The organism is Amycolatopsis sp. NPDC004368 (assembly GCF_053602515.1).
Genome location: NZ_JBSGDT010000001.1, coordinates 394,472 through 416,792, shown reverse-complemented (window position 1 = coordinate 416,792; position 22,321 = coordinate 394,472). Strand labels below are relative to the sequence as shown.

The window sequence follows — 22,321 nt, the reverse complement described above, 5'->3', positions numbered from 1 at the left end:
ACCTCAGTCCGCGTCGAGCCCGTGCTCGATCACATACCGCGCCAGCTCCACGCGGTTGTGCAGCTGGAGCTTCCGCAACGTCGACTGCACGTGGTTCTCCACCGTGCGGTGCGACAGCACCAGCCGCTCCGCGATCTGGCGGGCGGTGAGGCCCTTCGCGACCAAGCGCAGCACGTCCGTCTCGCGCTCGGTGAGCCGCGGCGGCGACGGCGCCGACGACGAGGGCGTGTCGGCCATCCGCCGGTACTCCCCCAGCACGAGCCCCGCCAGGCCCGCCGTGAACACCGGGTCACCCTCGGCCGTGCGGCGCACGGCGTCCACGAGCTCGGCGACCGACGCCGACTTGACCAGGTACCCCGAAGCACCCGCCTTCACGGCCTCGAGCACGTCGGAGTGCTCGCCGGACGCCGACAGCACCAGCACGCGCGTGTCCGGCAGCTCCGTGGTGATCTCGCGGGTCGCGTCGACGCCGGAGGTGCCGTCGAGGTTGAGGTCCATCAGCACCACGTCGGGTCGCACGGTGCGGGCGATGCGCACGGCGGCCGGGGCGTCCGGCGCCGTCGCGCGCACGTCGAAGCCGTTCTCGCCCAGGTCGCGGGCCACGCCGTCGCGCCAGATGGGGTGGTCGTCGACCACCATCACCGAGATCGTCATCGTCCGCCCCTCTTCGCGTTCGGCCCAGTCGTGTTCGGGGCAGTCCTGTCCGGCACAGTCGGGTCCGGCACCCGCACCTCCCACTCCGTGCCGCGGCCCGGAGCGCTGTCCAGGGTCGCAGTGCCGCCGAGATCACGCACCCGGCCCCGGATGGACTCCACCACACCGAGGTGCCCGTCCGCCTCCGCACGCGCGAGCCGGCCTTCGGGGATCCCCGGTCCGTCGTCGCGGATGCTCACCACGACCTCGCCGCCCAGGTCCTCCAGCAGCACCCACGCCCGCGCGTCAGGACCAGCGTGTTTCTCCACATTGGACAGCGCCTCACGCGCGACCGCCACCAGCTCCGAGGTCACGTGCGCCGGCAGGTCCACCGTGCCCGCGGGGGTGGCGACCTGCACGGTCGGCGTGGCCAGCAGCTGCAACGCCGAGCGCAGGTCCGCGGTCCCGTTGCTCGCCACCCACGACGGCTCGGTGGTCACCAGCGCGCGCAACGCGATCTCCTGCTCACCGGCGAGCCGCGCCAGGTCGGCCGCCTCGCCGCCGACCTCCATGCCCCGCCGGCGCACGCGTGCGAGCACCTGCAGCACGCTGTCGTGGATCGAGCGCGCGAGCCGTTCTCGTTCTGCTGTCGCAGCTTCCGTGCGCAACGCGAGCGCGAGCGCCTCCGCCGAGCGCCGCGCCGTGGTGGCCGCCATGCCGACCAGCAGGCTGCTCGCGCACAGCAGCACGCCGTCGCGGAACACGTCGAGGTCCAGCGTTTCGCGCGCGACACCGGTGCCCACCGCCACCACGAACCCCGCGGCCACGCCACCGCCCGCGCCGAAGCAGACGGCCGCGGCGATGGGGGCCACCGCGGCCCACACCGTGGTGATCAGCGGCGCGGCCTCGGCGTACTGGACGTCGGACAGGATGAAGGGCGACAGCAACATCAGCCCGGTCGTGAGCACCACGTCGAGCACGACGAGCCAGCGGTGACGGCTGCTCTCGCGCGCGTACGCGACACACGACACCAGCGTCCACAGGCCCATCGCGCCGACGACGGCCCACGCCAGCCACGGCCGCTGGAACTCACGGCTGTGCGCGATCACCACGCCGAGCGCGAACGCCCACGTGACCACGCGCAGCACCACCACCCCACGCCACAGCGGAGTTGCCGGGTCGCGGGTCGTCGGCGTGCTCACTTCTCCTCTTCGTCGCCCCGAGTCGGCACTTCGGCGTCGTCGGAGCCCGGTTCGGCGTCGTTGGGTTGCGCCGCCTGGTCGTGGAGCACGTCGACGCTTTCGGGATCCGGGTCGTGTTCGTGCAGCAGCGACCGGATGCCCGCGTTGAGCACGGCCAGCAGCGGCACGGCCAGCAGCGCGCCGGCGATGCCCGCCGCGACGAGACCGGTGGCGATCGCGAGCACCACGGCCAGCGGGTGCAGCCGCACGGCACGCCCGAGCAGCAACGGTTGCAGCACATGGCTTTCCAGCTGCATCACGCCGATCACGATGGCCAGCACGATGATCGCGCCGATGAACCCCTTGGTCACCAAGGCGATCAGCACCGCGACCCCGCCCGCGATCACCGCACCGATGATCGGGATGAACGCGCCGAGGAACACCAGTGTCGCCAGCGGGATCACCAGCGGTACGCCGACGATCCACAGCCCGATGCCGATGCCCACCGCATCGACCACCGCCACTGCGGCTGTCGCGCGGATGTAGCTGACGAGCGACGCGAAACCGCGGCGCCCTGCGACATCGACGCGCTTGCGCACGCGATGGGGGATGCCGCGCACCAGGAACGACCAGATCTGGTTGCCACCGGCCAGGAAGAAGATCGTGACGAACAGCGTGAGCACGAACCCGGTGAGGATCTCGCCGACGGTGCCCGCCGTGGTCAGCGCGGTGTTGGTGAGCGAGGCCTGGTTGTTCTGGATGAAGCCGATGGCGTTGCTGAGGAAGTCCTGGATCTGTTCCTGGCGCAGGTGGATCGGCCCGTTGGTGAGCCAGTCCTTGATCTGGTTGAGGCTGTTGTTCAGCTGTTGCTGCAGCTGCGGCAGTCCGCTGGAGAACTGCGTGATCACGAACGTGAGCAGCCCGCCCAGCACCGCCAGGCCGGCGATCAGCACGATCGCGGTGGCGAGCCCGCGCGGGAAGCGGTACTGCACGAGCTTTCCGACCGCGGGCGCGAGCAGCGCCGCGAGCAGCAGCGCGATCGACACGGGGATGACCACCGCCGCCAGGTAGCCCATCAGCCAGAGCACCGCGTACAGCGCGGCGATCACGACGATGAACCGCCACCCGAGCGCGGCGGCGACCCGCAGTCCTCTCGGGACCAGGCCGGTGATGTCGTTGCTCTCGGCGAGGAACGGTTGCTCGCGCCGTCCGCGTGGTGGCTGGCTCACGGTGCCCACCGTATCGGTCTACCCCGACATTCCCGGTGCCAATCGCGGTGGTGCGTCCCGTGGTTCGCCCGAAGTGGCGCTTGACAGCCGACCGCGGAGTAACCGCGCGCCGCCAGTCGTGATCACGGGCCGTGAGATCGGACCACACTCTGTGTTGTTCACACGATGGTGGCATTAAGCCGTGTCAAGGATGCGTGACGGGGGCGGCTCCTGGTTCTCTCGGTTCCGCACCGGAGATGCGGAACGTCATTTCGCCGAATCCGGGAAACCATTTCAAGTCACGAACTTTCACGTTGAGGAGAAGCACGAGTGACGAACGCGGCGAACGAGGGGCGGGACGCGATGCGCGTCGGCCGTCTCGCGTCGCGTGCGCTGTTCGTCCTCGGTGGCGCGGTCGCCGCGACCGCCGCCGCGTGGGCCATCTCCTCCACCGCCGCGTCGGCCGACACGATCCAGGCCGGCGACGTCAGCGTCACGCCGGTGACCGACGCGACGGTGGCCAACCTCGGTGACGTCACGCGCGGTGTCTCGGAGTTCGCCGGCAGCGTCGCCGGCACCGCCGCGGGCGCCGTGCAGAACGTCTCTGCGTGCGAGCAGGACGCCACCACGTGGTCCGAGCCGGGTCACGACCGGCCGATCTGCTCGCTCGACCCGCGCGACCACATCGGTGGCCCGCACCGCGACCAGGTGCGCACCACGGCCGACCACGAGGTGGCCGGGCGCGTCAGCGACGCCGTGACCGACCTCGGTGAAGACGCCGTGCTGCAGCCCGCGCACCGCACGCTCGGCGCGGTCGAGCACATCGCCCGCAAGCCCGAGGACACCCGCCGCGTGATCGACGAGGCCACGGCCCCGTCGCCCGAGGCGCAGGACTTCGGCCGCAAGGTGTGGGACCTGCTCGACCCGAGCCACACGGGTTCGCTGGTCGACCTCCCCGAGCTCCCGGGTTCGCCGGTCGAACCGGCCGCGCCTGTCGCGGCCGCCACGGCCACCACCGGCGACACGGCGCAGAACCTCGGAGCTGCGGCGGTTTCCACCTCCGACGCGCTGCGGGCGATCTTCGACCGCTCCGCGCACGAAGACTTCGCGGCAGGCGACGAAGCCGGCGCGCCCTCGCGCGGCGACCACCGCAACCTGCCCGACCCGTTCTCCCCGGCGCAGCTTCCGATCGCGCCCCCCTCCATCCCGACTGTCCCCGGTGGCGGCGGCAACTCCGCCCCCGGTGGTCACCTCGACGGCCTCAACTTCGGTGTCCCCTCCTGGGTCACCGCCGCCGTCGACAACGCCGTGGCGGGTTCGACCCGCGCCGGTGTGCGGCACACGCCGCTCAGCCCGGGCCACCAGCCCGGCGTCACTCCTGACTGATTCACCTCACCCGCGGGGTCGCTGACGCGTCCTGAAGTCCGGGCACCTTCGTCGTGCCGGCTTCGCGTCACCGACTGAACCCCGCGGGTTTTCTCGCGATGCGCACTTTTCGCGCTCGCCCTCGCACCACCTCTCACACGGTGCGCTTTCCCTCGATTGATCACGGCGAAATGCGCACCCCCACAAGCCCGCAAGGGAACCCGAAATGAAGGAGAAAAACCCCATGCAGACCTGGGCAAAGCGCGGACTCCAGACCGCGTTGGTCACGGGTGGGTTGTTGATGCTGGGCACCGGCATCGCCTCGGCCGACGAAAACGTCAACCCTGACACCCCGGCCTCCCCGCTCGACCTCAACGTCACCGTTCCGGTCGACGTCGACAACAACGCCATCGGCACCCCGCTGGGTCAGGTGGACGTTCCCGGTTACCAGGGTGAGGTCAGCACCAAGCCCGTCACCTCCGCTGTGAAGGACGCGCTCGCTTCGGCGAAGAGCCCCGGCGGTGCGGCGAGCAACCTGACGGACAGCCTGCCGAAGGCCGACGCGCCGCGGCAGCTGACGCCGACCCACGACGCCCTCAAGGGCAACAAGGTCTCCGGCGACCTCGTCGTGCCGATCCAGATCGTCGACAACGCCGTCGGTGTGCTGGGTGACGCGAACGTCGACGGCAAGTCGCACGAGCAGACCTACTCGCACAACCAGGACATCGCGACCTCCGGCAAGAACTCCGGGCTCGCGGGCAACGTCGTCGCCCTCGACTGGGCGCTCCCCGTGCAGCTGGCCGGCAACGGCGTCGGCCTCGCGGGCGGGTCCGGCGCGGTGCACGGCGGCTCGGCCAGCCAGAGCACCAGCGAGACCGGCAACATCGACACCACCGGCAAGGGCTCGGGCCTGTCCGGCAACGTCGTCGCGGGGCAGTTCGCCACCCCGGTGCAGGTGACCGGCAACGCCGCGTCCTGGATCCTGGGCAACGGCTACAGTCAGTACACCGCCGACACCACGGCCACCTCGGGCGGCTCCGCGCTGACCGACGGCAAGGGCGGCGCGGGCACCGGCAACGTGGTGGGCGCGCCCATCGCCCTGCCGGTGAAGTTCAACGGCAACGCCGGTGGCGTGTGGGGCTCGGACGCCGACGCGTCCTCCAGCTCCTCGGCCGACGCGAAGGCCGGCGACACGCGGCCGGGCAGCCTCAAGGGCATCCCGACCTACCTCGAGACCGACGGTGACGGGTCGTTCCTCGGCGGCAACGCCGCGGCGGCGCAGCTCAGCCCGATCGCGAACGTCGCGAGCGTGGCGGGCTCCTGGATCGGCAACGCCACCACGGGCATGTCGCCCGAGCGTTCCGTGGGCAGCTCGCACTCCAGCACCGTCGACTCCGGCGGCTTCGTCAAGACCACCGGCCAGCAGGCCGCGGGCGCGGGCAACGTGGTCGACCCGGCCGTGGCCCTGCCCGTCGAGGTGTGCGGTGTCGGCGGCACCTACATCGGCAACGCGCACGCCGCGTGCGACAACACCACCGACGCCAACGCCGGCAACGGCAGCTACACCCGCGGCAACGACACCGTGCTGGGCGGCAACGTCGTCAACAGCCAGGTGGCGGGCGCTCCCGAGGTGCACGGCATCGGCGGCAGCCACATCGGCAACGCGTCGGGCACGTCGAACGAGACCAAGACCGTCACGGCCGGTGGCTACGACGGCAGCCAGGGCAACGACTCCTCGGGCTCGGGCAACGTCGTCCAGGTCCCGGTGGGCGTGCCCGCCGAGGTCTTCGGCGTCGGTGGCTCGTTCATCGGCCAGGGCTCGGGCGACGCGCACGAGACCAAGGTCGTCCAGGGCGGCGGCGGTGGCAACACCGACGACGACAACGGCTTCCTGAGCTCGAACCTCGGCACCGCCCCGGTGTCGGCCCCGGTGCAGGTCTTCGGCATCGGCGGCGCGTTCGTGGGCCAGGGCCACGGCACCGCGACCGGTGACACCACCTCGGGTGCCGGCTGGGACGCTCACGCGAAGGGCACCGGCGGCGCGGCCGCCGGCAACATCGTCGAAGCTCCGGTCTCGCTGCCCGTCCAGGGCCACGGGATCGGCGGCGCGGTGGCCGGCATCGGCACCGCCCAGGCCGACAACCTGACCGACTCGACCGCTGGTGGCAACGCGCTCACCGACGGCAAGGACGGCGGCCTCGCCGGCAACATCGTCAAGGCGCCGATCGCCGGTGCCGTGAACCCGTCGGGCACCGGTGTCGCGGGTGCGGCGCTGGGCCACGCGGCCGGTTCGAACGACGTCGCGTCGACCGCGGGCGGCTCCTCGCTGACCAACGGCAACGCGGGCGCGGTGGCGGGCAACGTCATCGGTGCCGACCCGCTGGCGGCCGTCCCGGTCGTGGCGGACTCGGTCTCCGCGGCGGGCGTGTCCTCGGCCGACAGCACGAACACGCAGGACGTGACGGCTGCCGGTGACGACACCACGTCGGGCGTCGAGGGCTCGGTCTCGGGCAACATCCTCGACATCCCCGTGAGCGCCGTTCCGCACGTGGTGACCAACGCCGTTTCCGCGGCCGGTGTCGCCCACGCGACCGGTGACAACAACATCACCGCCACCAACGGCGGCACCCCCACCACCGACGGTGACGGAAGCGCCCTCTCGGGCTACAACTTCTACCACCACCTGCCGGTGAACGTCCCGGTCTTCGGCGTCCCGCTGGAGCTGCTGGGCACCGCGACCGCGGAGGGCACCGACAACACCGTCGTGTCCGAGCCGTCGATCGACACCCCGCTCGGCAACGAGCTCGGTGCCGCTCAGCTGCCGGCGCTGCCCGCGCTGTCGTCGCTCCCCACGGGTGGCGCCATGCCGGGTCTGCCCGCGCTGCCGGACGCCGGTGCGCTTCCGGGCCTGCCCGCGCTGCCGGCCCTGCCGGACGCCGGTGCTCTCCCGGGCCTGCCCGCGATGGCGATGCTGCCGGGTGCCGAGCGCGCCGACCTGCCGGTCAGCGGGCTCTCGGCCCTGAACGAGCTGGGCCAGCTCAAGGGCGCCACCTCCCTGCCGACCGTGTCGGGTCTGGGTAGCGGCGTGCACCTGCCGGGTCTGCCCGTCGGTGGCGAGCGCGCCGACCTGCCGGCTCTGCCGGCTCAGCTCCCGGTGAAGGCGAACCTGCCGACGCTGCAGCAGCTCCCCGCCGTGACGGCGCTGCCGGCTCTGCCCGTCGCGCTGCCGACGTCGGGTGTCCCGGCGCTGCCGACCGCGGGTCTGCCGGCGCTGCCCGCCGTCCCGGCGCTGCCGACCGCGGGCCTGCCCGCCGTCCCGGCGCTGTCGGGCATGGACTCCTCGCCCCTGGCGATGATCCAGCAGCTGGCCGCGAAGGTGACCGGCTTCTTCAAGAAGTGAGCTAGGCAATCCCGAAACGGGCCCGGAAGCAGCCAGCTTCCGGGCCCGTTTTGTATTGGTGCGTCAGGAAAATTCGAGCGAACGCTTCGCGAGACCGTGCCAGAAGCCGTCGATCACGGTGCGGCCGGCCGAATCGCCCGCGCCGAGCGTGACGAACAGCGGCGCGAAGTGCTCGATGCGCGGGTGCGCGACGGCGGCGGCCGGCGCCTTGTGCTGGAAGTCGAGCAGCGCGTCGACGTCACCGTGCTGGATTACCTCGTTGCCCCAGTGGTCGAACTCGCTGGACCACTGCGGCGGTGTGCCGTCGGTGCCGTCGGTCTCGCGCATGGCGCTGAGGTTGTGGGTGAAGAAGCCGCTGCCGATGATCAGCACACCTTCGTCCCGCAGCGGCGCGAGCTTGCGGCCGAGGTCGAACAGCACCTGCGGGTCGAGTGACGGCATCGACACCTGCAGCACGGGGACGTCGGCCTCGGGGTACATCTCGACGAGCGGCACGTACGCACCGTGGTCGAGGCCGCGGTCGGGCGCGTCGTGCACGGGAGTCGTGGACTTCAGTAGCTTCCGCACCTTCGCGGCCAGCTCCGGCGCACCGGGTGCGGCGTATTTCACCTGGTAGAAGCGATCGGGAAAGCCCCAGAAGTCGTACACGAGAGGCACGGTTTCGGTCGCCCCGAGCGTCAGCGGCGCCTCCTCCCAGTGCGCCGACACCACGAGGATCGCCTTCGGCTTCGGCAGATCCGCGGACCACCCCGCGAGCTGCCGCGTCCACGTCGCATCATCCGCAAGCGGCGGCGCACCGTGGCTGAGGTAGAGAACCGGGGTGCGGGCCATGCGTGCCTCCAAGTGTTTGAAACTTCAACTACTAGAGTACTTGACGCTGGGCGGGGCGGCGATATTTCCTCCGAACGGTCTTGCGCTTCGGTGGCGAGGGTTGGGCTGCCGGGATGGAAGGGCGAGGGGTCGCCGCTATTTTCTTCCAACAACGGCGTGCTTCGGTCGCTCGCCAGGGCATTGTGCGATGCGGCGGCCCTGCGATCGTCGACGTGCGTGTTCGGGGGTTTCGCGTAGGTGCGTGGCCGCCTGTCTGGGTGGTCCGCAGTTGGTCCCTCCTGGCACCGGTTGTCCACAGCTGACTCCTCCTCGCGCCGATTGTCGGCGGCTGGTCCCTTCTGGCGCCGGTTGTCGGCGGCTGGTCCCTTCTGGCGCCGGTCGTCGGCGGCCGGTCCCTTCTGGCGTTGGGTTATCCGCGGCCGGCTCCTCGTCGCGCCGGTTGTCCGCGGCTGGCCCTCCCGGCGCCGGTTATCCACAGCTCGTCCGCCCTGGCGCCAGTTGTCCACAGATTTCTCGCCAGCCGTTTTCAGGCCCCTGACCTCGGTAAACTGGAGCGGGGCCGTCCCCCCGAGGTGGGCGGGGGCCTGTTCTGGGGCGGGATGGACAGGCAAGTAGAAGGATCGCGCGACGGAAGCCGGGCTGCCTGCCCACGAGTTTCATCACGAACTACGAAGCGCTGGGTCGCGGATGGGGACGGCAGGCTGGCGGCATGGCTGAACCGTTCGCTTCGGGCGAGCACCTGCGGGTTGCCCAAGCCGCCGCCGGTGCCGCGCGCGCGGTCGAGTTGCTCGAACAGCACCTCGCCGACCACGGTGAGCTGCTGCCGAGCCTCTACTTCGATGCCCTCGGTGTGTGGTACCTCGAGGCCTGGCGTCGTGGCGAGCCCGGCGAGTTCGCGCAGGCCAGGGCGGTCGCGGCGGTGCTGGACGCCGAGTTCCGCAGGGACCCGAAGGTGGAGAACGCGACCGCCGTCGGGTTCCTGGAGATGTTCAGCTACCTGCCCGAGCGCGAAAAACCCGCCGCAGAGACTCTTCCGCCGACCCTGTACGCCGAGTACAAGACGATGGCGGCCTGGCTCCCGAGCTAGTCGTGGGCGAGGTCGGCGAACCGGCTGTAGTGCAGCTGGTGCGCGACGACGATCGTGCTCGTTGGGCCGGCGCGGTGCTTCGCCAGGATGAGGTCGGCTTCGCCGGCGCGGGGGTCGTCGCGCTCCCACGCGTCGGGGCGGTTGATCAGGATGACGATGTCGGCGTCCTGCTCCAGCGAGCCGGACTCACGGAGGTCGGAGAGCATCGGCTTCTTGTCGGTGCGCTGTTCCGGACCACGGTTGAGCTGCGAGATCGCGATGACCGGCACTTCGATCTCCTTGGCGAGCAGTTTCAGCTGCCGCGAGAACTCCGAGACTTCCTGCTGACGGGATTCCACGCGCTTGCCCGACGTCATCAGCTGGAGGTAGTCGACGACCACGAGCTTGAGGTCGTGGCGCTGCTTGAGCCGGCGGGCCTTCGCGCGGATCTCCATCATCGTCATGTTCGGCGAGTCGTCGACGAACAGCGGAGCTTCGGAGACCTCGCTCATGCGGCGGGCCAGGCGGGTCCAGTCGTCGTCGGACATCTTGCCGCCGCGCATGTCGGCGAGGCGGATCTTGGCCTCGGCCGAGAGCATGCGCATCACGATCTCGGTGCGGCTCATTTCCAGCGAGAAGATGACGCTGGTCAGGCCGTGGCGGATCGAGGCGGACCGCACGAAGTCAAGGCCCAGGGTCGACTTACCGACACCGGGGCGAGCGGCGACGATGATCATCTGGCCGGGGTGCAGGCCGTTGGTGAGCTCGTCGAAGTCGGCGAACCCGGTCGGGATGCCCTGCGACTGGCCGCCGCGTGACGCGATCGCGTCGATCTCGTCCATGGTCGGCTGCAGCAAGTCTTCGAGGGCGACGTAGTCCTCGCTGGTGCGGCGCTCGGTCACGTCGTAGATCGCGGCCTGCGCGCGGTCGACCACTTCGTCGATGTTCGCGCCGTCGGCCGCCGCCGCGCCGTAGCCGTACTGCACGATGCGCGTGCCCGCCTCCACGAGCCGGCGCAGCACCGCCTTCTCGGCGACGATCTCGGCGTAGTACCCGGCGTTGGCCGCGGTGGGGACGGTCGCGATGAGCGTGTGCAGGTACGGCGCTCCGCCGACGCGCCCGAGCTCCCCGCGGCGCTCGAGCTCCGCCGACACCGTGATCGGGTCGGCCGGTTCGCCGCGGCCGTAGAGGTCGAGGATGCAGTCGTACACCGCCTGGTGCGCGGGCCGGTAGAAATCGCCGGGCCCGAGCGCCTCGATCACGTCGGCGATCGCATCCTTCGACAGCAGCATGCCGCCCAGCACGGACTGCTCCGCCGCCATGTCCTGCGGCGGCTGCCGGTCGAACCCCGGACCTGGGTCACTCGGCCCCGGATCGGAGTCCGAGTCGTACATCGGACCGCGGTCGTCGGTCAGCGCCACCGCCCCGGACACCTCCTCGACCGGCGGGCAAAGCCGCGGTCATCCCCTGCCACTCGTCACGTCCTGTGTCGAACAGTGCCGCTCCTCGTGCGAACACCTGTTCGATTATGCCGGATCCTCTCCGACTTTCCCAGCCCACCGCCGGACCCTCGTTGATGATGGACCGGCGTCCCCCTCACTCGTGATCTGCCACGCCGGGCGCCACCGTGAGTGCTGGCCGAGAGGGCACGCTAGATCCCCCGGACGGAGGAGCGCAATTCCGGGTGTTGACCGTCCTGTGGATAACTTGTGGACGACTACGGGCAACCAGTCACAGGCAGCCGCCACGCTGTGGACAAGTTGGGGACAGTCCTGATCAGCTTCAGAAGATCCGCAGGTCAAGGCCTGTGTAGAGACTGTGGAGAACTTCGTCGAAACTCGTCCGGCGTGTCGCGCGGACTGGGTTGTTCGGCGTGTCGCCCGGGCGTGTGCACACATGCCTGTGGATGAATGCTACGGAGCGTAGAGGCATGACACGGTGGGCTGAAGGAGTGGGAGACACCGGTCGAGGCGCGCGTTTTGGTGCGCTCAGTAACCACTGAGTGAGAACCCGCTGGTAGGCCGGTCGCAACGCAAAACCGGGTGGGGTTCACCTGGCGGCAACCTGAACGTGCCGCACTCGAAACCCCACCCGGAGTAGTGCTTTGGGTCAGCCCAACGCGCCGTGCGCGGTCCTCAACCGGTCCCCGATGGCCTTCGGTGTACCCGGCGTGAACACGATGAGCGAGTCGTCGCGTCCGGGCCGCTCCTCCATCAGCCACCGCCCCTCGGCGGTGTCGACGAAGTTGATCGGCTTCGGAATCCGCCGGCGCCGCCCACCACTCGGCCGCGTCGCGACGTACAACGACCCCGCCCCGGTCCGCGGCGCCTTCAGGATCCGCTGGATCTCCTTGAGCGGCGCAAGCGCCTCGTTCCGCCCGGTCCCCGTCTGCATGATCGACCGCTGCGACACGTCCTCGGACCCCGCGGCGTGCCCGCTCTGGAACTCGGACTTGCTGGTGACCAGCGGCTGCCCGGGTGCCCCCTGCGCGAAGGGGAGCAGGTCGAGGAAGGTGGGGAGCAGCAGGTCGGGCCGCTGCTGCTGCAGCGTCACGGTGTTTTCGCCCGCGACCTTGACCAGACCGAACCCGCCACCTTTGCCGCTGCCGACCAGCACCGAGTACTGCGAGGGGCTGCCGTCTCCGAATTGCCCGTCGAACCAGCCGTAGTACTCGACCTGCGGGTGCGAGATCGACTCGATCAGGCCGAGCAGATCGCGGTCCATCCCGCGCGGCCCCATCAGACCCATCTCGGTCAACGCCGCGTTGACCTGGAGATCGAGGCTGCGCTCGGCATCCGGGTCGTGGAACACGGGCACATCGGAGAACGTCTGGTGAGGTTCACCGCCCCGACGCTTGATCAAGTTGAACAGCGTCGGGAGGGTGAACTTGATCGGTCGGTCGAGAGTGATCACGTCGTTGTGCCTCATTCACCAATCACGGGTGGCGCGGTCAGCTCGTCGGTGCCGAACAGATCGTTGGCATCTTCCTCGACGAGGTACTTGGTCTGGTGTTCCTCGTCCTCGGTGCCCTTGCCGCCCTTGGCGCCGCCCGCACCCATGCCGCCCATTCCGGACGCGCCGGCCTTGCCTGCGGCGCCCATGGCCCCGCCACGCATGCCGGCCCCGCCGGCCGCACCTTCGCCGAGCCCTGCCGCCGCACCGGATGCCGCGCCCCCGGACCCGAACGCCCCACCGCCGAACGCGCCCGGCCCGAAGCCCGCGACAGCACCCGAGCCAGCACCGCCACCGCTGCCGAACCCACCGCCACTACCACCAGGGCCGAAGCTCCCGGCGCCACCGCCCGGGCCGAACCCGCCGGCCCCACCAGGCCCGAACCCACTCGAATCGAACGACGACGGCGTGAAGCCCTGCGCGGTCGTGCTGTCCGAGCCGGTCGGGTTGTAGGTCCCGGTCGGGATCCCCGTGCCGATCGTGCCGTTGGGGTTGTTCGGGTCGTTGCCACCGGTGTGGCCGGTGGAGAAGTCGGTCGGCTTGGCTTCGAACTTGGGCATGTCGGCCGGGTTGAAGCTGCTTCCGCCACCACCGCCCGGGCCGCCGACGCCGGGAAGTTTGCCGCCACCACCGGGGCCGCCGGGGAGATTCGGGCCACTGGGCGGGCCGGACAGGTTGTTGCCCTGCCACGCGCTGTACTGCGGCAGACCTTGGGCGTTTGCACCGGAGGCGTTGAAGTAATTGGTGTACGCGTCGACGTTGGCCTTGGCGTTGTTGTTGTAGTCGTTGATCTCGTCGTCTTTGTCACTGAACGGATTGACTCCGTCCAGGAAGCCCGCGGACGGCGGATCCTTCGGGATGTCCTGCACCTTCGTCTTGACGGTGCCGAAACAGTCGACCTGGGTGTTGAGGTAGGTGTGGCTCTTGCCGAGGTTGTTCACCGAATCCTGCAACCAGATGCCGAGTGGGTGCGCCCCGGCCTGAGCGGCCGTCGCACCGCCACCCTGCCAGGCGGCGTCCATCTGCTTGTTCAGGTTGTCGATCTCGGTGACCCGCCCGTCGTGGACCTTCTGCAGGTTCTGGGCGGCAGTCACCCCGGTGGTGAGCGACGTCGTGTCGCCGGCCTTGATCTTCTGGTAGATCGTGTACGCGTCGATAGAGCGGCCACCCAGGTTGGCCGACTGCTGCTGAGCTTCGGGACCACCGCTGAAGAGCCCTACCAGGCTGCCCACGGCCGCGCCCGCGACGGCACCGACCGCGGTGCCGACGACCGGCACCACGGAGCCGACGGCAGCACCGGCGACCGCCCCGCCCGCTGCGTACTTCAGTTCCTTGCCGACGGTGTTGGCATCATTCCCCATAATGTGCCACTCCTTCCGAACCGTGTGTCGGCCGCGTGGTGATCACGCCGCCCTCTTGAGATGTGCGATGAACGTCGTCGCGAACCTCTTGGCGTACCCGCACGGGTCGGCTTTGTTCGGTCCGACGCTGAGCTGAGGGTTGATGGACACGGCCAGCTGGTCGGTCACGCCGAGCCACAACTGGCAGTTGCCACTGGGGCGCAGGTCGGCCTTCGAAGTGAATGCGCCGGGGTAGCCGTCCACGGTCACAGTCTCGAAGTACGCCTGGTCGGCCTTCTGGTCATAGATGTCGCTGATCCCGTTGCGGTTCTGCGGCGCGACGTTGATCGCGACGAAGTTCTGCCCGTTGCCCGACGACGTCCAGGTGCAGCCGCTCAGTTCCCCATCGGTCTTCCGCCCGGGAGACGCCAGCCCGACCTGTGTCGCTTCTGCCGAGGTGAGGGCGCTGCACGGGTCACTCAGCAAGTCCTTGGTCGGCAGCGGAGCCGGCACCTTGGGTCCCGAACCGCCACTCGGGGCGCTGGCTGAACTGCCGGTGGCAGACGGCGGCGTCACCCCGCCGGTTCCACCGCTGCAAGCCGTGAGCAAGGCGAGGGCGGCGACAGTGCCTGCGGCGAGTCGAAGGGTGCGGGACTGCATGTGGTACTCAGGCTCCAGTCTTGTTGAGGGCGTCGCGTTGTTCCTGCTCGTGGTACGTGATTTTGTTCTTCGCGGCTTTGAGCGCGGTGATGAAGTTCGAGACGTAGTCGTGCATGCGCTGGTGCTGGAGGAGCAGCGTCTGTCCGGACGGGTTCGAACCCTTGTTGATGAAGTCGTGGCTGGCGAATTCGTCGGCCGGCGCTTTCACATCGGAGATCGCTTGAGCTTTGCCGAGGTCATCGGACAGGTGCCCGAGGAGGTCTTCCCACTGCTTGATGACGCCGTCGACTTCTTCCTCGCTGAACTGGTACCCACCGGCTGTTCCGTAGCTGCCGACCTTGATCGGCGCGGGTGGTGGAACATCGGACATCGGCGTTACCCCCTTTGGCTACCTCTCGCTCCCCAAACGGCGAGATCAGCAGGTTGGATGGTAACGCACGGCCGTTGGTTCCCGCGCGGGTTCAAGAGACCCCATTGAGCCCGCCGAAACTGATCTTGTTCCGGCAAAGCATCACCCGAAAGAGAAGCGCCCCTCGGGCCGGAACCCGAGGGGCGCTTCGCGCAAAACAAAAACCGGTCAGACCGCCGTCGCCTTGACTTCGAGGCGGACGTCGACCTTGACGTCGGGGTGGAGGCGGGCCGGGACGGTGTGCTTGCCGACCGTCTTGATGTGGTCGCGCAGGTCCAGGACGCGCTTGTCGAGCAGCGGGCCGCCGGCGGCCTTGATGGCGTCGACGATCTCGGAGGCGGTGATGGAGCCGAAGAGCTTCTTCGAGCCCTCCGCCGCCTTGCCGTTCAGCTGGATGGCGCCGAGGCCCTCGAGGGTCGCCTTGATTTCCTTGGCGTGGTCGAGGTCGCGGATGCGCCGGGACTCCTGCGCGCGCTGGATGGTGCGCACGTTCTTCTCGGCACCCTTGCTGGCCGGGATCGCGTAGCCGCGCGGCAGCAGGTAGTTGCGGGCGTAACCGTCCTTGACCTCGACGATGTCGCCGGGGCCGCCGAGGTTCGCCACGTCCGTGGTGAGAATGATCTTCGCCATGACGAGCCTCCTCAGCGGGCAGTCGAGGTGTAGGGAAGCAGCGCCATCTCACGCGAGTTCTTCACCGCGATGGCGATGTCGCGCTGGTGCTGGCTGCAGTTGCCGGTGACGCGACGGGCACGGATCTTGCCGCGGTCGGAGATGTACTTCCGCAGCAGGTTGGTGTCCTTGTAGTCGATCAGTTCCGGACGGCCCTTCTTCTCGGCCTTGCAGAAAACGCAGACCTTCTTCTTGGGCTTACGGATGGGTGGCTTGGCCACTGTCTTCTCCTGGATTCAAATCTTGAGGTGTAAAAGTGCGAGATCAGAACGGGGGTTCGTCGGCGAAACCGCCGCCGCCACCGCCCGCGGGCGGGGCCGAGCCCCACGGGTCGTCGGCCGGCATGCCGCCGCCACCGCCGCCTCCGCGGTTGCCGCCGCCGCCGCCGAAGTCACCGCCGCCACCGCGGCTGACCTTGTTGACCTTCGCCGTGGCGTAGCGCAGCGAGGGCCCGATCTCGTCGACTTCGAGTTCGACGACGGTGCGCTTCTCGCCTTCCTTGGTCTCGAAGGACCGCTGCTTGAGCCGGCCCTGCACGACCACACGGGCGCCGCGGGTGAGCGACTCGGCGACGTTCTCCGCCGCCTGGCGCCAGATGTTGCAGCGCAGGAACAGCGCCTCGCCGTCCTTCCACTCGCCCGACTGGCGGTCGAGGGTGCGCGGGGTGGACGCGACCGTGAAGTTCGCGACCGCCGCGCCGGACGGGGTGAAGCGCAGTTCCGGGTCGGAGGTCAGGTTTCCGACCACCGTGATGACGGTGTCTCCAGCCACGGGGACGTCCCTTCGGCTCAGGCCTTGGCGGCGACGGGCTTGGCCGCGGCGCGCTTGACCTCGCGGCGCATGACCTTGGTGCGCAGCACGGTCTCCTGCAGCGACAGCTGACGGTCGAGTTCCTTGACCGCGTCGGCGTCGGAGTTCAGGTCGAGCAGCGCGTAGATGCCCTCGGCGTGCTTCTTGATCTCGTACGCCAGGCGACGGCGGCCCCAGACGTCGACCTTCTCGACGCTTCCGCCCGAAGTGCGGATCACGTTGAGGAAGTTGTCCAGCGTGGGGGCGACCGTGCGCTCGTCGAGCGTGGGGTCCAGGATGACCATTACCTCGTAATGGCGTGACACAACCACTCACCTCCTATGGGCTCGCGGCCACGGACTGTCCGTGGCAGGAGGGTTTGTCCAGGTAAGGGTACCTGGGGGCACCGACAGTCCTGCCGACAGCCCCGGTCAGGCGGCCCGGCGCAGCACCCACGTGCGCACGAGCCCGGCCGTCACACCCGCCAGCACGATGACCGCGAGCAGCATCGGCAGCTGCACGTCGGACGCGCCGCCGGAGGTCGCGAGCGACTCGGCGTTGCCGGCGTTGCGCACGTCGGGGCCATGGCTCTGCGTGTCCTGGCCGCCGGTCAGGGGCGTGGCCGAGCCGGGCAGCGTGCCGTTGGCCGGGTAGCGGATGCCCGGGGCGACGGCGGTGCCCGGCGTCGCGGTGGGGATGCCGTTGTAGTCGCGCTGCGGGGCGGCGCCGGTGGATCCCGGGACGAGGTTGGCGAGCGGGCTGCCGTCGGGGTTCGTGGTGCTGGGCGGCGTGGAGGTGGCCGGCGAGTCCGACGGCGGCGTCGTGGTCGACGTCGGTGGCGTGTAGTTCGTGGCCAGCGTGGTCAGCCCGCAGTTCGACGCGACGGACGTGGTGATCGCGTCGAGCACCTGCTGTTGGGTGTTCGAGGTCGAGCCGAGCGCGCGGGTGCCCTGAAGCGCCCGCGCGACCGCGCTGGCGATGGCCTCGCCGTCGATGGTGCCGCCCGACGAGCTGGGCACCTGACCGACTGTGAGGGTTTTCGAGGCCAGCGCGTTCGCAACGCCGTTGGGGTCCACGCCGTTGAGCGGGATGATCCACAGCAAAGTCTGCTGCTTCGATGCGGCTGCCTGCTTCGCGAGTCCGCTGACCGAGGAGCCGGGCAAGGCGACCGTGTCGCCCATGCTGCCGCTGACCGAGCCCGTGCACTGGCCCGCCAAGGTTGTCGCGGCTGAAGCCGTGCCCGAAGCGAGGAACGCGCCGCCGGTCACCAAGGCGGCCAGCGCGGTGACGCTCAGTGCACGCCGGGTTCTCAGCCAGGTGGGGTTCTTCGGCACGAGCGTTGTCCTCCGGAGTCCGTGGGCGTCGACCATCGCGACAGATAAACGAGCGGGACTCCGAAAAGATACTGGTGAGTCGGTCTAACTCGCAGCGGCCATTCGGCGGAGCACCCAGGTCCGAACCAGGCCCGCGCTGACTCCGGAGAGTGCAAGAACTGCCACCAGCACGGGCCAGTCCAACCCGTTCGTGTGGTCGTCCCCGGTAAGCGGTAACGCCTGCGCCTCGCCCGCGTTCTGCACGCTCGCGTTCACGGCCGCCGGCCCGCCCGGGTTCGAGAGGCCGTACTGCGGCGCGTACCCGGGGATCTGGCTGCCGTAGCGCAGGGCCGGCGACGGCGAGAACAGCCCGGCCATCGCCATCGGGATGTCGCTGTAGTCGCGCATCGGCGCGTAACCCGTGCTGAACGGTAGGTTCGAGAAGTTCGCGAAGCCCGGGAACAGCGAGCCGAGACCACCGCCACCGCCGCCCGAGAGCGGCAGGAGCGGGCTGTTCACCGGCGGGATCGGGGTCTGACCGGCGGGAGTGCCGCCCTGCGGCGCGCCCGGTCCGGTCGCCGGCGGCTGCTGCGGGCTGCCGGGGTTCTGCTGCGCCGGGGAGCCGCCCGTGAGCGCGCGCTGTGTGGAGTCGACGCCCTGCTGCAGGGTGTTCGTGGTTCCCGCGACGGTGTTGTTCAACGCCCCCGCGGCCGGGGCGCCCACCACGGGCACCGGCGCGACTACCGTGTCGACGACGTTCACCGTGACCTTGCACAGGGTGCCGAGGACCTTGTCCAGCGTCCCCGTCAGGACACCGGACACCTGCCCGACCACACCGAGGTCGACCGGAAGCCCCAGCAGCGTCTTGACCTGGACCTTGTCTCCCGGGTGAGCGGTGATCGTGTCGCCGCACTTGGCCACGATGGTTTCGGATGCGGACGCCGGAGAAGGCGCGGCGAGCGCGGCCGAGCCGGCCAGCACGAAGGCGGCGGCGCCCACCGCGGTGGCCCTGCGTGTGCGGTGCTGCCTGGCCATCGAGCCCTCCGCCGCGTCCGGTCCGAACCTGTCTGCCCTGGACAACGACGGTAACGGGAACGGGTGACGCCCGCGCGGCCACCGATGTCAGGCATTCGGGTGGAAGGGCGGGGCACCGCCCGTGTCGATCAGGCCGTCTTGCGCCGCAGCCAAGCGCGCACGAGCGCCGCCGCGACGATGGCCAGCGCGAGCACCGCGATGAGCATCGGCAGCTTCGCCGGCGGCGTGACGGCGGGCAGCGCTTCGGCCGTGCCCGACTTCTTCGCGTCGACGGTCGGCACCTGGTCGGCCGGCAGCTGACCGGGGATGACCTGAGTGATCACCGGCGGCGCCTGAACGAGCCCGGACGGCAGCATGGCCGCGTTGGTGAAGATGCCCGCGATCGAGTCGGCGCCCAGCAGGTCGCTGCCGGTGCCGATGACCACCGGGTCGAGGCTGCTGCCCGGCGAGCCCGGTGAGCCGGGTCCGCCCGGTCCACCCGGCGGAGTACCGGGAGGCGTCTGCGGCGGGTTGTCGGGCGGCGGGTTGCCCCCGCCCGGCGGAGTCTGGTCGGGCGGCGCGTTCGTCACCCCGCCGATCAAGCTCTGCGTCGCGTGACCAGCGGCGTTGGCGGTGTCCTGCGTGAGCGGGCACACGGCGTTGGTCGCCGCGTCGCCCACCACCGGCACCTCGCCGACGCCGAGCCCGCGCACCACGTCACCGACCGGAAGGTTGAGCAGCGGGCTCTGCCCGTCGGACTGCTTCGCCTTCGAGTCGAGGCCGACGGTGAGCCGGTTCGGTGCGTTGAGCGGCGCGCCCGCGTCGAGCGACAAGCCGTTGCCGGACTTGCCGTTCTGCAGCGTGGCCGCGCAGTCGCCGTCGAGCGTGGGGCTCGGGTCCGCGGAAGCCGTTGCGGGGAGCGCGAGCGCGGCCGAGAGAACCGGCAGCGCGGCGGCGATCCCCAGCGTGGTGATCCGGGCGGCGTGCTTCCCCATGCAAAAACCCTCCGTCGGCCCGAAATTGGATCACGGAACGCGCTCACGGTACTCCACGAGCGTCACCAACTGGGGCGTCAGGTGCGGATTCACCCGGGGGTAGCGTGCTTGCATGCAGATTGGCGCCCATGTCCGCGACGACGATCCGCTGGCCGCGGTTGCCGAGCGAGAAGCCGACGTCGTCCAGTTCTTCCTGTCCGACCCGCAGGGGTGGAAGGCTCCGAAACCGCACCCGTTCGGGGAAGCGATCAAGGAGTCACCGGTCGAGGTGTTCATCCACGCGCCGTACCTGATCAACGTCGCGTCGCTGAACAACCGCATCCGCATCCCGTCGCGCAAGAACGTGACGCAGCACGCCGACGGCGCCGCCGCGATCGGCGCGAAGGGGCTCATCGTGCACGGCGGCCACGTCGGCGCCGGTGACGACGTGGCCGAGGGACTGGCCAACTGGCGCAAGCTCTTCGAGCGCGAGGCCGAAAAGGGCGGCTTCGCCGTGCCGGTGCTCATCGAGAACACCGCCGGCGGCGACAACGCCATCACCCGCGAGCTCGACGTGATCGCCCGGCTGTGGGACGAGGTCGGCGAGTTCGGCGCCGGCTTCTGCCTCGACACCTGCCACGCCTACGCCGCGGGTTGGGACCTGGCCGAAGCCGTCGAGAAGGTCAAGGCCATCACCGGCCGCATCGACCTGGTGCACCTCAACAACTCGCGCGACGAGTTCGGCTCGAACCGCGACCGCCACGCCAACGTGGTGGGCGGCGACGGCACGATCGACCCCGAGCTGCTGGTCGAGGTCGTCCGCGCGGCCGGCGCGCCCGTGGTCGTCGAGACGCCGAGCGAGGGTCAGGCCGCCGACATCGCCTACGTGCGCAAGCAGACGGCTTAGGACTCGGGCACAGGAGGCGCCGCCGGCACAGCGGGGCGGTGCCTCCCGAGCCTCCCCAGCCTCCCGAAACCCGCGAACTTCAGGCGGTCACGCGTCCGCTCCAGCACACCGCCCGCCGGGTCGTCGTCGCCGGCGAGCCGGACGAGGTCCGTGCGCGGCCGGTAGATCTCGCGGATCACCAGCACGCACAGGCCCACCACGGCGAGGTCGCGCACCGCGACCGTGCCGAGGAACCAGCCCTCTGGCAGCCCCTTGTGGTCGATGCCGAGGTAGTAGAACATCCGCGGCGCCCACACGAGCGCGTCGATCACCATCCAGCCCAGCAGCAGCCGCCAGCGCGGGATCGCGAGCACGGCCAGCGGCACGAGCCACAGCGAGTACTGCGGGCTCCACACCTTGTTGGTCAGCAGGAACGCGGCCACCACGAGGAACGCGAGCTGGCCGAAGCGCGGCCGCCGCGGTGCGGTGAGCGCGACGTACGCGATGCCGGCGCAGCAGAGCAGGAACAGCACGGCGATCACGGTGTTGAGAATCGCCGGAGTCTGTCCTTTTTGGAGCACACCGTCGAAGCCGGTCCAGCCCGTGGCGTACGAAATGGCGTTGTAGATCGAATCCGGGTCCATCGGCCGCAGGGTGTTGAGCCGGAAGAACTCCCACCAGCCGCGCGTCGCGATGAGGATGAACGGCACGTTCACCACGAGCCACGTGAGCACGGCCAGGCCCGCCGTGCTGCCCCACGCCCGCAGCTTCCCCGCGCGCAGGCACAGCACGAACAGCACCCCGAGCAACAGCAACGGGTACAGCTTCGCCGCTGCGCCGAGCCCGAGCAGCACGCCCGCCAGCGCCGGCCGTTTTCGCGACCACGCGAGGATCCCGGCGGCGGTGAACGCCGTGGCGATGGCGTCGAAGTTCGTGAACGCCTGCACCAGCACCAGCGGCGAGATCGCCACCAGCACCGCGTCCCACGGCCGGCGTTTCAGCGTGCGCCCGGTCGCCCACACCGTGACCAGCCACGCGAGGGCGAGCCAGAACGCCGAGATGTCGAAGTAGATCGCCACCGGCAGCGCGCCCGGCAACCAGCCGGAGTTCGCGATCGAGAGCCACCCCGCCGCGAGCTTCGCGTTGACCCACTGGAACAGGCCGGTCAAGGCCGGGTACTCCATGTACCGGGTCTGGTTCTCCGCCGTTTGCGTGTCTTCTTTCCAGGACGTGACGTACGGGAAGGTCTTCGGGTCGTTGAGCCGCTCGGAGCTGTAGAGCGGCACGATGTCGGAGTAGCACATCGCGACGAACGGGCGGCCCGCGCGCCAGTCGAGCTGCGTGGCGCCGCTGGAGTCCTGGTACTGCTGGATGCAGGACGCCTTGCCGAACCAGCACAGCACCAGCGCGAGGATCGCGAGACCCAGTCCCACGCGCTGCGGTGACCAGAACCAGTGCCGGCCCATGGCGGCGTGCTCGCCCAGCGGACCGCCGATCGGTCTGGTCGCCGCGGCGACCAGCGGGTCGTTCCAGCTCGGCACGATCCGCTCCGCTGGCGTCAGCGTGCGGGGAGCCGCTTCCGGCTCTTCGGCGGTGGCTTGGTCGGGCACGTCGCGGATGCTATCTGGCCG

At 70.0% G+C, this 22,321-nt stretch carries 21 protein-coding genes; 4 read left to right on the top strand and 17 right to left on the bottom strand.

Features of this window, described 5'->3' with window-relative positions; translation table 11 throughout:
* Nucleotides 1–3: 3 nt before the first annotated feature.
* Genes ACWEOE_RS01910 through ACWEOE_RS01900 form a run of 3 tightly spaced genes read right to left on the bottom strand, consistent with a single transcriptional unit; the run spans nt 4 to nt 3,043 of the window.
* Nucleotides 4–654, bottom strand: coding sequence for a response regulator (locus tag ACWEOE_RS01910; RefSeq protein WP_452002528.1), 651 nt, complete (start codon nt 652–654; stop codon nt 4–6).
* Nucleotides 651–1,835, bottom strand: a complete 1,185-nt coding sequence (gene macS, locus ACWEOE_RS01905; RefSeq protein WP_452002525.1) for a MacS family sensor histidine kinase — start codon at nt 1,833–1,835, stop codon at nt 651–653. The genes ACWEOE_RS01910 and macS overlap by 4 nt, the downstream gene beginning before the upstream one ends.
* Entirely contained in the window at nt 1,832–3,043 is a 1,212-nt protein-coding gene (locus ACWEOE_RS01900) for an AI-2E family transporter (RefSeq protein ID WP_452002522.1), read from the bottom strand. Before ACWEOE_RS01900 ends, macS begins: the two co-directional genes overlap by 4 nt.
* 309 nt (nt 3,044–3,352) lie before the next feature.
* Between ACWEOE_RS01900 and ACWEOE_RS01895 the strand changes: the two genes are divergently transcribed.
* On the top strand, nt 3,353–4,408 hold the full coding sequence (locus ACWEOE_RS01895; protein WP_452002519.1) for a hypothetical protein: 1,056 nt from the start codon (nt 3,353–3,355) through the stop codon (nt 4,406–4,408).
* Nucleotides 4,409–4,631: 223 nt separating this feature from the next.
* Nucleotides 4,632–7,787, top strand: a complete 3,156-nt coding sequence (locus ACWEOE_RS01890; RefSeq protein WP_452002517.1) for a PE-PGRS family protein — start codon at nt 4,632–4,634, stop codon at nt 7,785–7,787.
* Between the two features lie 63 nt (nt 7,788–7,850).
* On the opposite strand, the gene ACWEOE_RS01885 is transcribed toward ACWEOE_RS01890, so the two are convergent.
* On the bottom strand, nt 7,851–8,618 hold the full coding sequence (locus ACWEOE_RS01885) for a dioxygenase family protein (RefSeq protein ID WP_452002514.1): 768 nt from the start codon (nt 8,616–8,618) through the stop codon (nt 7,851–7,853).
* Between the two features lie 709 nt (nt 8,619–9,327).
* Here ACWEOE_RS01885 and ACWEOE_RS01880 point away from each other — a divergent pair.
* Nucleotides 9,328–9,705: a hypothetical protein gene (locus ACWEOE_RS01880; protein WP_452002511.1), complete on the top strand. Its 378-nt coding sequence runs from the start codon at nt 9,328–9,330 to the stop codon at nt 9,703–9,705.
* Here ACWEOE_RS01880 and dnaB read toward each other — a convergent pair.
* The 12 genes from dnaB to ACWEOE_RS01820 all read right to left on the bottom strand — a co-directional run bounded on the left by dnaB (nt 9,702) and on the right by ACWEOE_RS01820 (nt 19,825).
* Nucleotides 9,702–11,105, bottom strand: a complete 1,404-nt coding sequence (dnaB, locus tag ACWEOE_RS01875) for a replicative DNA helicase (protein WP_366587732.1) — start codon at nt 11,103–11,105, stop codon at nt 9,702–9,704. The two genes, ACWEOE_RS01880 and dnaB, sit on opposite strands and share 4 nt — an antisense overlap.
* Nucleotides 11,106–11,793: 688 nt before the next feature.
* On the bottom strand, nt 11,794–12,597 hold the full coding sequence (locus ACWEOE_RS01870) for an ESX secretion-associated protein EspG (RefSeq protein ID WP_452002508.1): 804 nt from the start codon (nt 12,595–12,597) through the stop codon (nt 11,794–11,796).
* Between the two features lie 11 nt (nt 12,598–12,608).
* Nucleotides 12,609–13,997 carry a hypothetical protein gene (locus ACWEOE_RS01865; RefSeq protein ID WP_452002505.1) on the bottom strand — a complete coding sequence of 463 codons (1,389 nt, stop codon included), beginning with the start codon at nt 13,995–13,997 and terminating at the stop codon, nt 12,609–12,611.
* 42 nt (nt 13,998–14,039) lie between these two features.
* On the bottom strand, nt 14,040–14,636 hold the full coding sequence (locus tag ACWEOE_RS01860) for a DUF3558 domain-containing protein (RefSeq protein WP_452002502.1): 597 nt from the start codon (nt 14,634–14,636) through the stop codon (nt 14,040–14,042).
* A gap of 7 nt (nt 14,637–14,643) precedes the next feature.
* Nucleotides 14,644–15,006: a hypothetical protein gene (locus tag ACWEOE_RS01855; RefSeq protein ID WP_452002499.1), complete on the bottom strand. Its 363-nt coding sequence runs from the start codon at nt 15,004–15,006 to the stop codon at nt 14,644–14,646.
* 207 nt (nt 15,007–15,213) lie between these two features.
* On the bottom strand, nt 15,214–15,675 hold the full coding sequence (gene rplI / locus ACWEOE_RS01850; RefSeq protein WP_452002497.1) for a 50S ribosomal protein L9: 462 nt from the start codon (nt 15,673–15,675) through the stop codon (nt 15,214–15,216).
* Nucleotides 15,676–15,686: 11 nt separating this feature from the next.
* A complete protein-coding gene (gene rpsR, locus ACWEOE_RS01845) occupies nt 15,687–15,935 on the bottom strand; it encodes a 30S ribosomal protein S18 (RefSeq protein WP_003098744.1) in 249 nt (82 codons plus the stop codon).
* 43 nt (nt 15,936–15,978) lie between these two features.
* A complete protein-coding gene (locus ACWEOE_RS01840; protein ID WP_452002494.1) occupies nt 15,979–16,485 on the bottom strand; it encodes a single-stranded DNA-binding protein in 507 nt (168 codons plus the stop codon).
* A gap of 17 nt (nt 16,486–16,502) precedes the next feature.
* The gene (gene rpsF, locus ACWEOE_RS01835; protein WP_452002491.1) at nt 16,503–16,829 is read right to left on the bottom strand and encodes a 30S ribosomal protein S6; all 327 of its coding nucleotides are present in this window, start codon (nt 16,827–16,829) and stop codon (nt 16,503–16,505) included.
* 105 nt (nt 16,830–16,934) lie between these two features.
* Complete coding sequence (locus ACWEOE_RS01830; protein WP_452002488.1) at nt 16,935–17,837, bottom strand: hypothetical protein; 903 nt, start codon at nt 17,835–17,837, stop codon at nt 16,935–16,937.
* An 84-nt stretch (nt 17,838–17,921) separates the two neighbouring features.
* Nucleotides 17,922–18,851 (bottom strand): hypothetical protein, encoded by a 930-nt coding sequence (locus ACWEOE_RS01825; RefSeq protein ID WP_452002485.1) that lies wholly within the window; start codon nt 18,849–18,851, stop codon nt 17,922–17,924.
* Nucleotides 18,852–18,979: 128 nt separating this feature from the next.
* On the bottom strand, nt 18,980–19,825 hold the full coding sequence (locus ACWEOE_RS01820; protein ID WP_452002482.1) for a hypothetical protein: 846 nt from the start codon (nt 19,823–19,825) through the stop codon (nt 18,980–18,982).
* Between the two features lie 112 nt (nt 19,826–19,937).
* Between ACWEOE_RS01820 and ACWEOE_RS01815 the strand changes: the two genes are divergently transcribed.
* Entirely contained in the window at nt 19,938–20,711 is a 774-nt protein-coding gene (locus ACWEOE_RS01815; protein ID WP_452002480.1) for a deoxyribonuclease IV, read from the top strand.
* On the opposite strand, the gene ACWEOE_RS01810 is transcribed toward ACWEOE_RS01815, so the two are convergent.
* Nucleotides 20,708–22,300: a glycosyltransferase family 87 protein gene (locus ACWEOE_RS01810; protein WP_452002477.1), complete on the bottom strand. Its 1,593-nt coding sequence runs from the start codon at nt 22,298–22,300 to the stop codon at nt 20,708–20,710. The genes ACWEOE_RS01815 and ACWEOE_RS01810 overlap by 4 nt on opposite strands.
* Between the last annotated feature and the right edge of the window lie 21 nt (nt 22,301–22,321).